At 72.5% G+C, this 13,311-nt stretch carries 8 protein-coding genes and 2 tRNA genes; 8 read left to right on the forward strand and 2 right to left on the reverse strand.

Features of this window, described 5'->3' with window-relative positions:
• Nucleotides 1-86: 86 nt before the first annotated feature.
• The 3 genes from IEZ04_RS13455 to IEZ04_RS13465 all read left to right on the forward strand — a co-directional run bounded on the left by IEZ04_RS13455 (nucleotide 87) and on the right by IEZ04_RS13465 (nucleotide 1,057).
• Nucleotides 87-159: transfer RNA gene (locus IEZ04_RS13455), tRNA-Ala, on the forward strand.
• 466 nt (nucleotides 160-625) lie between these two features.
• The gene (locus tag IEZ04_RS13460) at nucleotides 626-859 is read left to right on the forward strand and encodes a hypothetical protein (RefSeq protein ID WP_189217019.1); all 234 of its coding nucleotides are present in this window, start codon (nucleotides 626-628) and stop codon (nucleotides 857-859) included.
• A gap of 125 nt (nucleotides 860-984) precedes the next feature.
• Nucleotides 985-1,057: transfer RNA gene (locus tag IEZ04_RS13465), tRNA-Ala, on the forward strand.
• 93 nt (nucleotides 1,058-1,150) lie between these two features.
• On the opposite strand, the gene IEZ04_RS13470 is transcribed toward IEZ04_RS13465, so the two are convergent.
• Together IEZ04_RS13470 and IEZ04_RS13475 are read right to left on the reverse strand one after the other, a co-directional pair.
• The gene (locus IEZ04_RS13470; RefSeq protein WP_189217020.1) at nucleotides 1,151-2,770 is read right to left on the reverse strand and encodes an NADH-quinone oxidoreductase subunit NuoF family protein; all 1,620 of its coding nucleotides are present in this window, start codon (nucleotides 2,768-2,770) and stop codon (nucleotides 1,151-1,153) included.
• Nucleotides 2,767-4,128 carry a ferric reductase-like transmembrane domain-containing protein gene (locus tag IEZ04_RS13475; protein WP_189217021.1) on the reverse strand — a complete coding sequence of 454 codons (1,362 nt, stop codon included), beginning with the start codon at nucleotides 4,126-4,128 and terminating at the stop codon, nucleotides 2,767-2,769. Before IEZ04_RS13475 ends, IEZ04_RS13470 begins: the two co-directional genes overlap by 4 nt.
• Before the next feature lie 382 nt (nucleotides 4,129-4,510).
• On the opposite strand from IEZ04_RS13475, the gene leuS reads away from it, so the two are divergent.
• The 5 genes from leuS to IEZ04_RS13500 all read left to right on the forward strand — a co-directional run bounded on the left by leuS (nucleotide 4,511) and on the right by IEZ04_RS13500 (nucleotide 13,295).
• Nucleotides 4,511-7,396, forward strand: coding sequence for a leucine--tRNA ligase (gene leuS / locus IEZ04_RS13480; RefSeq protein WP_189217022.1), 2,886 nt, complete (start codon nucleotides 4,511-4,513; stop codon nucleotides 7,394-7,396).
• Nucleotides 7,397-7,608: 212 nt separating this feature from the next.
• Nucleotides 7,609-8,430 carry a hypothetical protein gene (locus IEZ04_RS13485; RefSeq protein WP_229821020.1) on the forward strand — a complete coding sequence of 274 codons (822 nt, stop codon included), beginning with the start codon at nucleotides 7,609-7,611 and terminating at the stop codon, nucleotides 8,428-8,430.
• Nucleotides 8,431-8,557: 127 nt separating this feature from the next.
• Entirely contained in the window at nucleotides 8,558-9,403 is an 846-nt protein-coding gene (locus IEZ04_RS13490) for a DegV family protein (protein WP_189217023.1), read from the forward strand.
• A 131-nt stretch (nucleotides 9,404-9,534) separates the two neighbouring features.
• Complete coding sequence (locus IEZ04_RS13495) at nucleotides 9,535-10,623, forward strand: ComEA family DNA-binding protein (protein ID WP_189217024.1); 1,089 nt, start codon at nucleotides 9,535-9,537, stop codon at nucleotides 10,621-10,623.
• A gap of 56 nt (nucleotides 10,624-10,679) precedes the next feature.
• Nucleotides 10,680-13,295 carry a ComEC/Rec2 family competence protein gene (locus IEZ04_RS13500; RefSeq protein ID WP_229821032.1) on the forward strand — a complete coding sequence of 872 codons (2,616 nt, stop codon included), beginning with the start codon at nucleotides 10,680-10,682 and terminating at the stop codon, nucleotides 13,293-13,295.
• The last annotated feature ends 16 nt before the right edge of the window (nucleotides 13,296-13,311 follow it).

Here is a 13,311-nt window from a genome sequence, read left to right on the forward strand (position 1 = left end):
GGGCGCCCGCCGGACCGGATTTCACTTTCCGGCTGGTCGCAGGCTAAAGTTCTTCTTGTTCGCCCCGCCGAGCGGGAAGAACGCAAGGGGCTATAGCTCAGTTGGTAGAGCGCCTGCATGGCATGCAGGAGGTCAGGAGTTCAATTCTCCTTAGCTCCACAGGGTCACAGATCCACAAGATCACAGTTCTACAAGATCACAGATCGATACAGAAGATCCCGTTCCTCTTGGGGGAACGGGATCTTTCGTGTGTCCTGGGTTGAGTCACCCGGTACCCACGCTCGTATACCTGTACGGACGTCCTTCTCGCGTGCGCGTGCGCGCCGGTAGGAACGGCGGGGCCGGGGCCGTGTCCGGACTGGTACGAAGGCGTCGCTGACCGTATTGGTCCGGCCGTGGCAGAATCAAACGGCCGGAAGGGGGCGCGGCCCGACGGGAGGGAGAGGCGATGCCCGGGAGCATCCGCGAGGAGGCCGAGCACCTTCTCGGACGGGTGGTGGCACCGAGGACGGCCACTCTCCTGAACTGCCCTTCCTGCGGGTCGCTCCATGTCGCCCAAGTCCTTGGAGACAACGGGGGGATCTCGTACGTGTGCACGACCTGCGGCCACAGCTGGAGCTGATCGATGGGTGCGCACAGGAGGAAATGCGACTGGTGCGGGAGCGGTACGCCGATCGTCCGCGACATGGAGCCGGTCCACCACGACTACCAGTACTGGTGCGAGGAATGCGCACGGGCGCTGATCATAAAAGGCGACCCCATCGAGACGTACCGCGAGCTGGAGGGCGAGCCGATCTACGGTCGGCTCCTCGAGGAGCACTGCACGCTCAAACGGTTCTATTCGTTCGTGACGGCTTGACCGGTAGTCGCCGGAGCGCCGGAGAAACGGGCATACCGGACGGAGCGGAAACGATTTGGTGGTGCACCCCGGTGACCGTGTAATGTTGGCGTCGCCGCCGGGGAAACCCGGAGGACACACCGCAAGGGGCTATAGCTCAGTTGGTAGAGCGCCTGCATGGCATGCAGGAGGTCAGGAGTTCAATTCTCCTTAGCTCCACAGACGAGGATCCCGTCCGATCGCACCGATCGGACGGGATCTCTGCTGTTGCGGGGCCGTGCTGGGGCGGGCCGTACGTGCGGGCCGTGCCGTTCAGCGGCCGCTGCCGAGGGCCCGGCGGCCCCGGACCTGGGAGAGCACCGGCAGGGTGTTGCGGGCCGGGGCGGCGGAACGGGTGTCCTCCTCGATGCGCAGAGCGAGCGCCGGGCAGCGGCGCACCGCCCGCAGTGCCTTCGCCTCCGCGTAACGCGGCACCGAGGCCTGGGCGACCGTCGGGAAGCCGTCCGCGCCCAGTTCGAAGACCTCCGGAAGGATGTCCGCGCACAGGCCGTGCCCGCGGCACAGGGTCCAGTCGACGAAGATCTTCTGGCGGCTGGGACCGGTCTCCTCCTGGGCGCCGCCGCCGGGAATGCCCGTCGGCGCCCTGCCGCCCTCGAACAGGGGCAGGACGCCCTCCACGGGCCGTCCGCAGCCGTTGCCGAGGACGTGCGCGGCCAGGTCGTCCGTGAACGCCTTGATCGTCGACTCCAGGAACATCGCCGAGCCGTCCGGGTGCGAGCACGCCCCGCGCCGCTTCACGTTCTTGGCGACCTGCTTGAGCGCCTCCAGGGCGGCCGGACCGCCGCCGTTCAGGATGTCCTCCATGCCGCGTGCGGCGGCCGGCAGGCCCAGGTAGCAGGGGCCGCACTGGCCCGCGCTCTCCTCCGCCAGCCACTTCGCCACCTGCAGCGACTCACCCAGCGGACAGGTCTCCTGACTGATCGGCAGGATCGCGCCCGCGCCGAGCGAACCGCCCACCGCGTCCAGCGAGTTGCGCGAGACGACCGCCTCGTCCACGGTCGCCGCGTCGATCCACTTGCCGTGGTAGCCGCCGGTCAGCACGCCCTGCGGCACCGGCGGCGCACCGGCCAGCTGGAGCACGTAGCGCAGGGGTACGCCGGTGGGGGCCTCGATCACCATGGGGCGGGAGACCGCGCCGGAGACCGTGAGCATCACGGTGCCCGGCTCGTCGTACAGGCCGGTGTTGCCGTAACGCTCGGCGCCGATGCGGGCGGCGACGGCCAGCTGGGCGAACGTCTCGGCGTTCGACAGCAGGGTGGGCGCGCCGCCCACGCCGTTCCGGGAGGCGCTGACCTTGCGGCCCGGGGGGATCGCCGGGCCGCCGTCGATGGAGCGGATCAGCGAGGCGGCCGCACCGGTGACCATCCGTACCGGGTTGCGCTGCACGCGCGCGCGGATCGCCGCGCCCCGCCGGTTGCCGAGGCCGCGCTCGGCGAGGGCGGCCTCCATCGAGCGCTGGGTGGACTCGCGGGTCACTCCGACCACGAGCTGGCGGGCGCCCAGGGCCTCCGCGACCAGCAGGGCGCCGTCCAGGATGAGGTGCGGGGCACGGTTGATGAGCACCGTGTCCTTGCGGCAGGCCGGCTCGTCCTCGCTTCCGTTGACGACGACCACGGGCCGGATGCCGCGTTTGATCGCCGACTCGGCGACCGACCGCAGTTTCTTGTGGAACGGGAAGCCGGCGCCGCCCCGTCCCTTCAGGTTGATCCGTTCGGCGAGCCGGGCGAGCTGTTCGCCGCCCACCGGTTCGAGCGGACCGTGCACTTTCAGGTGCATGGGGAGGTCGAGCCTCTCGACGAGGTCGAAGCCCGAGGTGAGCTGGGGGAGCCCCACCACACGGACTTCGGGAACGTCGGGAAGGGCCTCGTTCACTTATGGCCTCCGGAAGGCATGTTCCAAGGTTCGCCGGAGCCCGGTGCGCCATAGCCGCCGGGCAGCGTTTCGGTTGCGGGACCGCTGTCGTACGTGTCGTTCGTGTTGTACGTGCCGTAAGGGGCTGTCGTCTCAGCTGTCTCGTAAGAATTTTCGGGAATCGCCTGGAACTCGGGGACCGCCTGGAACGAGGTGCCCGCGAAGGTGTCCTGCATCGGGTCGTACGCCGACGGGGGCGCCTCGCCGACCGGCGGCGGGGACGGGACGGGCCAGCGGCCGCCCGTGGAGCCGTCGTCGAGGCGCGGCACGGCCTGCGTGGGCGGCATGGCCGGCGGCGACTGCGCCGGCCGGTCCGTCCAGGGCGCCGACGGGTCCCCCGCGCGCGGGAAGGCCGACACGGTGCGGTAGGCGGCGGCGAAGCCGGGGCGGGTGCCGGGGGCGTCGGCCCGGACGGCGGACTCGTACGGGTCCGGGGACGGGGTGCGCTGCGGCGGGATCGCCGAGCCGCCCGGGAACAGCGGGTCGTCCGGGGCGGAGCCGCCGCGCGCGCCGTAGCCGGGCAGCGGTGAGCCGCCGCCCCGCGCGCGGGGGACCGCTCCCGGCGGGGTGTCCGCGGCGGCGCCGGCCACCCGGGCACGGCTCGCGTCCAGCTCCTCGCGGCCGGGCCGCGACTCGGTGCCGAGCACGCCCATGACCCGGTCGGCCACCTTGCGCTTGAACGGGCGGGGTGCGGAGCGCAGGGCCAGGGCGCCCGCGACGCCGGCCAGGCAGAGGCAGTACAGCGTGACGAAGACCGGCTTCGCCTCTCGACCCGCGTAGAGTCCGTGGATCAGCGCGAAACACCAGGCCGGGTAGGCCAGCATGTGGAACGCCCGCCAGCGCGCCGCGACCGGTGCCGGGGTGGCGAAGGCGCTGCGGAGCGCGCCGGTGAGGGCGGTCGTGATCATCAGCAGGGCGGCCAGCGAGCCGAAGCCGATGAGGCCGGCGCTGCCCGTCACCCCGAGGCTGAAGGGGATCAGCGCGGCGAGGAGTGTCGTGTGGTCCGTCGCCAGCTTGACCGTGACGTGCAGCAGCAGGAAGGCCACCGAGGAGACGGCGGTCGTGCGGTGCACGGCCTGCGCGACGATGCGCTGGCGCGCGTTGAGGAACACCCGGTCGGTCGCGACCAGACCCCAGATGACCGAGCAGGACAGGGCGACCAGCGAGAGCACGCCGGCGCCGAAGTTCAGGAAGTCCCGGACGCCGTCACCTCCCAGGAGCACGATCGCGGGAATCAACAGCAGAGCGGCAGCCGTCGCCGCCCCATAGGCCGACCGGCCCGGCCGGGGAAGCGAGCTGCTGCTGCGACGAGGGTTCATGGGGAACTCCGAACAGTTCGGGTGAGCGGTCCCGCCGTCGCACTCTAAGTGGTGCCTAACCGACCGGTAGGTGGTTTTGGTTATTGCGTTGTTATCAACCGGTGATGCGCCACCTGTGATGCCCCTTAGCGACTGCTATGCGAAATAGTGCGGGTTCCCCGGACCTCGTCGCGGCCCTTGTGGCCGCTGCGGTACCCTGATCCCATGCGTGCCGTACGCCTTCTGCTTAGCGAGCCGCGCTGATCAGTCCCGGCCACGGGAGAAGCGAGTGGCCGGCATCGGCGCGGCGTCCCCTCCTGTGCGAGGGGATTTTTCATTTCTCGGGTGTCACGGCCCGAGCGGCACAGTCGCTGGCAGAGACGATCGATGGAGCTTGAGGATCATGAGCGAGACGAATTCCGCGGTCACCCCCGCCACACCGGCGGAGGCAGCGCCACACCGCTACACGGCCGCCATGGCCGCGGAGATCGAGGCACGCTGGCAGGACTTCTGGGACGCGGAGGGCACGTACGAGGCGCCGAACCCCACCGGTGACCTGGCGGGCGACGCCGAGCTGGCCGCCCGGCCGAAGAAGTTCATCATGGACATGTTCCCGTATCCCTCCGGCGCGGGACTGCACGTCGGCCACCCCCTGGGCTACATCGCCACCGACGTCTTCGCCCGGTTCCAGCGGATGACCGGCCACAACGTCCTGCACACCCTGGGCTTCGACGCCTTCGGCCTGCCCGCCGAGCAGTACGCGGTGCAGACCGGCACGCACCCGCGCGTGTCCACCGAGGCGAACATGGAGAACATGCGCAGCCAGCTGCGCCGGCTGGGCCTGGGGCACGACAGGCGCCGGTCGTTCGCCACGATCGACCCGGAGTACTACAAGTGGACCCAGTGGATCTTCCTGCAGATCTTCGACTCCTGGTACGACGACGAGGCCCGCAGGGCCCGGCCGATCGCCGAGCTGGTCGCCCAGTTCGAGAGCGGTGAGCGCGAGGTGCCCGGTGGCCGCTCCTGGGACGCGCTGACCGCCGCCGAGCGCGCCGACGTCCTGGGCGAGTACCGCCTGGCGTACGCCTCCGACGCGCCCGTGAACTGGTGCCCCGGCCTGGGCACCGTCCTGGCCAACGAGGAGGTCACCGCCGACGGGCGCTCCGAGCGCGGCAACTTCCCGGTCTTCAAGGCCAAGCTGCGCCAGTGGAACATGCGCATCACCGCCTACGCCGACCGGCTGCTGGAGGACCTGGACGAGCTGGACTGGCCCGAGGCCATCAAGCTGCAGCAGCGCAACTGGATCGGCCGCTCCGAGGGCGCCCGTGTCGACTTCCCCGTCGACGGCGAGGTGATCACGGTCTTCACCACGCGCCAGGACACCCTGTTCGGCGCCACCTACATGGTGCTGGCCCCCGAGCACCCGCTGGTCGAGAAGTTCACCCCGGCCGTCTGGCCGGAGGGCACCCGCGAGGCGTGGACCGGCGGGCACGCCACCCCGGCCGAGGCCGTCGCCGCGTACCGCGCGCAGGCCGCGTCCAAGTCCGACGTCGAGCGGCAGGCCGAAGCCAAGGACAAGACCGGTGTCTTCACGGGCGCGTACGCGACCAACCCGGTCAACGGCGAGCAGATCCCGGTCTTCATCGCCGACTACGTGCTGATGGGCTACGGCACCGGCGCGATCATGGCCGTCCCGGCGCACGACACCCGCGACTTCGCCTTCGCGCGCGCCTTCGAACTGCCGATGCGCTGCGTCGTCGAGCCGAGCGACGACCGCGGCACCGACCCGTCCACCTGGGACGACGCCTTCGCCTCGTACGACGCGAAGATCGTCAACTCCACGGGTGAGCACGTGTCCCTGGACGGGCTGGGCGTCGTCGACGCCAAGGCGCGCATCACCGAGTGGCTGGAGCGCGAGGGCATCGGCGAGGGCACCGTCAACTTCCGGCTGCGCGACTGGCTGTTCAGCCGCCAGCGCTACTGGGGCGAGCCCTTCCCGATCGTCTACGACGAGGACGGCGTCGCCCACCCGCTGCCCGAGTCGATGCTGCCGCTGGAACTGCCCGAGGTCGAGGACTACTCGCCGCGCACCTTCGACCCGGACGACGCCGACACCGAGCCCGAGACGCCGCTGTCCCGCAACGAGGACTGGGTCAACGTCACGCTGGACCTGGGCGACGGCCGTGGTCCGCGGAAGTACCGCCGCGAGACCAACACCATGCCCAACTGGGCCGGTTCCTGCTGGTACGAGCTGCGCTACCTGGACCCGCACAACAGCGAGAAGCTGGTCGACCCGGAGATCGAGCAGTACTGGATGGGCCCGCGCGAGGGCCGGCCGCACGGCGGTGTCGACCTGTACGTCGGCGGCGCCGAGCACGCCGTGCTGCACCTGCTGTACGCGCGCTTCTGGTCCAAGGTGCTGTACGACCTGGGGCACATCTCGTCCTCCGAGCCGTTCCACAAGCTGTACAACCAGGGCATGATCCAGGCGTACGTCTACCGCGACAGCCGGGGCATCGCCGTCCCCGCCGCCGAGGTGGAGGAGCGCGACGGCGCCTACTGGTACCAGGGCGAGAAGGTCTCGCGGCTGCTGGGCAAGATGGGCAAGTCCCTGAAGAACGCCGTCACCCCGGACGAGATCGCCGCCGAGTACGGGGCCGACACGCTGCGCCTGTACGAGATGGCGATGGGCCCCCTGGACGTGTCGCGGCCGTGGGACACGCGCGCGGTGGTGGGCCAGTTCCGGCTGCTGCAGCGGCTGTGGCGCAACGTCGTCGACGAGGCGACCGGCGAGGTCACCGTGGTCGACGCGGAGCCCGACGAGGACACGCTGCGGGCCCTGCACAAGGCGATCGACGGCGTGCGCCAGGACCTGGAGGGCATGCGGTTCAACACCGCCATCGCCAAGGTCACCGAGCTGAACAACCACCTGACCAAGACGGGCGGGCCGGTGTCGCGGTCCGTCGCCGAGGCACTGGTGCTGATGGTCGCGCCGCTGGCCCCGCACGTCGCCGAGGAGCTGTGGCGCAAGCTGGGCCGCACCGACTCGGTCGTCCACCAGGACTTCCCCGTCGCCGATCCCGCGTACGTCGTGGACGAGACCGTGACGTGCGTGGTGCAGGTGAAGGGCAAGGTCAAGGCGCGCCTGGAGGTGTCCCCGGCCATCTCCGACGAGGAGCTGGAGAAGGTGGCGCTGGCCGACGAGAAGGTCGTCGCCGCGCTGGGCGGCGCCGGGATCCGCAAGGTGATCGTGCGGGCGCCGAAGCTGGTGAACATCGTGCCGGCGTAAGTCGTCCGGGTCCCCTGGGGGATGTGTGTGCGGGCAGGTTCGGGGTTCCGACGGAACTCCGGACCTGCCCGTTGCGTTTACCGTGGAGGAGCGGCGTCACGGGGCCGTCGGCTGTGCCGTGCGTCGGACGCCGTGCGTCGGACGCCCCGGGCCGGACGCCGTGCGTCTGGCGTCGTGGGCCGGGCGTCGTGGGTCGTCGGAGGAGGAGCGTCGTGGGGACCGTCATCGCAATCGTGGCTCTCGTCTTCGTGCTGTTCCTGGTGCTGGGCGTGTACGCCACGGTGAAGGTCGTCGGAGCCGCCAAGCGAGGCGTGGACCGCACCATCTCGCAGGCCCGCCGGACGGTCGAGGACACCACGCTGCGTGCCAAGAGCTTCGCCCAGCCGGGACCCGTGGGTGAGATCGCCGAGCTCCGGCTGAGGCTGCGCACCTCGATGCGGGCCACTCAGGACGCGCTGCAGGCGGGCGCGGCGGAGGACGAGTCCCTGAAGGAGACGCTGGGCCTCTTCACCCGGCTCAGCGCGCACGGCCACGAACTGGACGCCGAGTTGCGGCGCATGGAGGCCGAGCCGGATCGGGCCAAGCTCACGGAGCGGCTGCCCGTCCTGCGCGAGCGCACCGAGCGGATCACGAAGTCGGCGGACGCCCTGCGCTGGGCGGCCCACGACCGGGCCCACCGCTTCGCGGACGACGACCTGGACTCGCTCAGCGCGCAGATCGACGTCGAGGCGGGAGCGCTGCGGCATTGGACGCCCTCTTCCGCCGCCCCGGCGGAAGCCGCGGACGCCGCCCCGGCGGAAGCCGCGGACGCCGCCCCGGCCGAACCGCCGCCCTGGCCCGAGCCCCCCGCACCGGAGGCCGCGGCCTCCGGCGGACAGACCTGGCCCGGGACACCCCGGGCGGACACGTCCGAGGAACCGGCGCGACCCGCGATCACACCTCCCGGCCCCCAGGTCTCCTACCCCTGGCAGGAGACCCCGGAGCGGGAGCACGAGGCGGTGCGGAAGAGGCCGCGGCCCGGGAACGCGACCTGACCTGAAGGGAGTTCCGGGCGGAGCCCCGCCGCTCCGGTACCGGGACTCGACTTGATTCCGACCGTCCGACCGCAGGTGGGAGGGCCCGGGCTGCCGTCCGCGCGGCGCGGCGGGTAACCTCCAGCTCATGTCCTGCCATGTCGCGATCGTCACCGATTCAACGGCCTATCTGCCGCAGCGGGAGATGGAGCGTCACGGCATCACCGCGGTGCCGCTGACCGTGGTCCTCGGCGACCGGGCACTGGAAGAGGGCACCGAGATCTCGGCCCGTTCGCTGGCCCAGGCCCTCCAGAAGCGACAGCCCGTCACCACCTCCCGGCCCAGCCCCGAACAGTTCGCCGAGACCTATCGCGAGGTCGCCGAGTCGGGCGCCGAGAGCATCGTCTCCCTGCACCTGTCCGCCGAGTTCTCGGGCACGTACGACGCCGCCGTGCTCGCCGCGAGCGGAGCGCCCGTGCCCGTGCGCGTGGTCGACACCGGCATGGTCGCCATGGCGCTCGGCTTCTGCGCACTGGCCGCCGCGGAGACCGCGGAGAACGGGGGTACGGCCGACGAGGCGGTCACCGCCGCGGAGAAGAGGGCCGCGGGCACCTCCGCCCACTTCTACGTCGACACCCTCGACTACCTCCGCCGGGGCGGCCGGATCGGCGCGGCTCAGGCCCTGCTCGGCTCCGCACTCGCCGTCAAACCGCTGCTGCAGCTCGACGACGGCCGCATCGAGCTGCTGGAGAAGGTGCGCACGGCGTCGAGGGCGATCGCCCGCCTGGAGGAGATCGTCACCGAACGCGCCGGCGGCGCTACCGTGGACATCGCCGTCCACCACCTGGCCGCGCCCGAGCGGGCCCAGGCACTCGCGGACCGGCTGCGGGAGCGGGTGCCCGGACTGGCCGACCTCCATGTCAGCGAGGTCGGCGCGGTGATCGGGGCGCATACGGGACCGGGGTTGCTGGGAGCTGTCGTCTCGCCGCGATGAACTGCCGGCCGAGTTGCCCTCGGTGATGTCCGGTGCTCGAGTGGGTGACGGAGTTGTCCACAACCCGGTGATGGTCCACGGGAAATGCGCAAGATCATCGCGAGCGTGCGGATGTGCCCGATCCTCCGGACATGGCACTCCGATCGCATTCGCGTCCACGCACAGCGTCCGTCACGAGCGGCCCCGGCCGGGCCCCCGTCCCGGGCCGCCGCGTACGCCACCGCCGGGGGCGGGCAGCGCGCCGACGGGCATCGGCGGAGGCGCTCCGCAGACGCACGGAAGCACTCTTCGCCGCCGCCGAACCGGACGAGCGGGTCGAGCGGGTCGAGCGGGTCGAGGGAACTGAGCGAACCGAGCGAACTGAGCGGACCGGGTCGAGCGGGAAGGACGGTTCGCGGGCGGAGCGGCCGGACTCCTCGGACGTGCCGGGCGTTCCAGACCTGCGGGGTGTACGGGAGCGGATCGGTCCCGCGCTGCGCGAGCGGATGCCGTTGTGGCTGCAGACGAGGTGCGGTCTCGAGCGGAGGAGCGTCGCAGCGCTCGGTGTGGTGCTGCTCGTGGCGGTGATCCTCGCCGGACAGCACTTCTGGACGGGTGGGACACAACCGGTGAGCGCGCCCGAGGTGGTGCGGTCGGTCCCGCACGGCGCGCGGGACCTGCCGATGGCACCGGACGCGCCGGACGCGCAGGGCCCGGCGGTGCCCGGTACCGAAGCCGGACCGTCCGCCTCCGTGGCCGGCCCCGAGATCGTGGTGGACGTCAGCGGCAAGGTGCGGAGCCCCGGGATCCAGCGGTTGCCCGCGGGGTCCCGGGTCGCCGACGCGCTGCGGGCGGCCGGCGGGGTGCGTCCGGGCGTGGACGTGACGGGGCTCAACCGTGCGCGGCTGCTCGCGGACGGTGAGCAGGTGGTCGTCGGCGCGCCCGTACCCGCGGCAGGCCCCGCCACAGATGCGCCCGGTACGGGAGGGGTCGGTACGGGAGGAGCCGGAGGAGCCGGTACGGGAGGGCCCGCCGGCGCCGTCCCCGCGGCCCCGCTGTCCCTCAACACGGCTTCCGCGGAGCAGCTCGACACTCTCCCGGGCGTCGGCCCCGTGCTGGCCCGGCACATCATCGACTACCGCACCCGGCACGGCGGTTTCCGCTCGCTCGACGAGCTCCGTGAGGTCAACGGCATCGGTGACCGCCGCTTCGCCGATCTGCGACCTCTCGTACGGCCATGACCGGGGCGAACGGCAGGGGAGTCGCCGCGGCCACGCCCGCCGTCCGCCGCGCCCCCGTGCACGTCGCCGCGAGGAGCCGGCTCGGCGCCTCCCACCCCCGGCAGGAGGGACCGGCGGATCTGCGGTTGGTGCCACCGGCCTCGGCCGCCTGGGGCACGGCGGCTTCGCTGCTCGATGCCTCGGCCGGGTGGATCGTGGGGGTGGTGACGGTCTGCCTGGTGGTGGGGTGCGTCCTCCTCCGGAGCGGGCGAGGCCGGGGACGCGAACGAGGCCGAGGACGCGAACGAGGCCGAGGACGCGAAAGAGAACGAGGACGCGAAAGAGAACGAGGACGCGAAAGAGAACGAGGACGCGAAAGAGAACGAGGAGGCGAAAGAGAACGAGGACGCTGGCACAGGCACTGGTCGAGGCCGTCCGTCGCCGCCGTGCTGCTCTGCGCCGCCGCCGCGGCGGCCTCGGCCGGGCTGCACGGCGCGGATGTGCGGCGCGGACCCGTTCCCGCGCTGGCCCGGGAGTACGCACAGGTGACGGCCGACGTCGAACTGACCGCCGATCCACGTCTCACCCGGCCACGGCTCAGTGGTGATCACATGGCCCCGGCCGCCGTCCTGCTCGAAGCGGACGTACGGCGGGTGACGCGGCGGGGCGGCCCGGTGCTCTCGACGCGTACGCCGGTCCTGGTCATCGTGGACGTGGCCGCGTCGAGGCGCGGGCGCTGGCTGTCCCTCCTGCCGTCGACGCGCCTGCGGGTGACCGCGCGCGTCGTACCGGCCCTGGACCGTGGGGACCGTGTCGCGGCGGCGCTGCGGGTGCGCGACGGAGAAGAGGGAGCACCGGAGGTGGTGGGCGCCCCGTCCGCACCCCAGCGGTTCGCCGGCCGGCTGCGGAGCGGGCTGCGGGAGGCGACGGACGGGCTGGAGGCGGACGCGCGGGCCCTGCTGCCGGGATTCGTCGTGGGGGACACCTCACGGGTCCCGGCCGAGCTGGACGAGGCGTTCAAGGCGACCGACCTCACGCACCTGCTCGCTGTCAGCGGGGCCAACTTCACCATCCTCCTCGCGCTGTTCATCGGGCCGCCCGGGCTCGCGCAGCGGGCGGAGCGGCGGGGGCTCGCACGCAGGCTCGGCATTCCCCTCCGGCCGACCGCCCTCGCCGGAGGGGTGCTGACCCTCGGCTTCGTGATCGTGTGCCGGCCCGACCCGAGCGTGGTGCGGGCGGCGGCGTGCGGGTCGATCGCGCTGCTGGCCATCGCGACCGGGCGCCGCAAGTCCCTGATTCCAGCGCTGGCCACCGCGGTCCTGCTGCTGGTGCTGTACGACCCGTGGCTGGCCCGCAGCTACGGCTTCCTGCTCTCGGTCCTCGCGACCGGGGCCCTGCTCACCCTCGCGCCGCGGTGGAGCGCCGCGCTCCGCCGGCGCCGGGTGCCGCCGCGCCTGGCCGAGGCGCTGGCCGCCGCCGGCGCCGCCCAGGCGGTGTGCGCGCCGGTCGTCGCGGTCCTGTCGGCCCGGGTGAGCCTGGTGGCCGTGCCGTGCAACCTGCTGGCGGAGTTCGCGGTGGCGCCCGCCACGGTGCTGGGGTTCGCCTCGCTGGCGACCGCCCAGGTGGCGATGCCGGTGGCCAGGGCCCTTGCCTGGTGCGCGGGTCGGCCCGCGGGCTGGATCGCCGACGTCGCGCGGACGGGGGCGGCGCTGCCCGGTGCCGGTGTGGACTGGCCGGGGAGCTGGCCGGGCGCGCTGCTCCTCGCCCTGGCGACGGTGACCGCGGTCGTGCTCGTACGGCGGATGCCGCGCCGCCCCTGGCTGTGCGCGGCGTGCTTCGTGGCGTTCCTGCTGGTCGTCGTGCAGCCGCCGCCGTTGACCCGGGTGATCACCATGTGGCCGCCGCCGGGCTGGCGGTTCACGATGTGCGACGTCGGGCAGGGCGACGCGACCGTGCTCGCGGCGGGTGAGGGGGCGGGGGTGGTCGTGGACGCCGGCCCCGATCCGGTGCTCGTCGACCGCTGCCTGCGGGCCCTCGGCATCACACGTGTCCCCCTGGTCGTGCTGACCCACTTCCACGCCGATCACGTGGCGGGGCTGCCGGGCGTGCTGCGGGGACGTGCGGTGGGCGCGATCGAGACGACCACGTTCGGTGAGCCCGAGGACCAGGCGGAGTTCGTCCGCAGAGTGGCGGCGGCCCGGCGCGTCCCGGTGTCGCGGGCGGTGGCGGGAGAGGCACGGCGTACGGGCGACCTGGCCTGGCGGGTCCTCGGGCCCCCACCGCCCGCACCGGGAGGCGGGCCCGGGTCGGAGGGGCCGAACGACGCCAGCGTGACCATGCTCGTGCGGTCGGGCACGGGGGCGGGCGCGGTGAGCCTGCTGATACTGGGCGACCTGGAGCCCCCGGCGCAGCGGGCGCTGCTGAGATCACCGGTTGCCGCCGGTCTGCGACCGGTGGACGTCCTCAAGGTCGCCCACCACGGTTCCGCCTACCAGGACCCGGACCTCATACGCGTCGTGGCCCCGCGGCTGGCGCTCGTGTCGGTGGGTGCCGGCAACCCCTACGGGCATCCGGCACCGAGCACCCTGGCGGCGCTGCGGTCCACCGGTGCGACGGTGCTGCGCACGGACGAGGACGGGGCGATCGCCGTGAGCGGCACGGCGGGAGAGCTGAGGGTGGCGGCGGGTGACTGAGCCGGGGCGGGGCCCG

The sequence above is a fragment of the Streptomyces ruber genome, assembly GCF_014648075.1.
Classification (GTDB): Bacteria; Actinomycetota; Actinomycetes; order Streptomycetales; family Streptomycetaceae; genus Streptomyces; species Streptomyces ruber.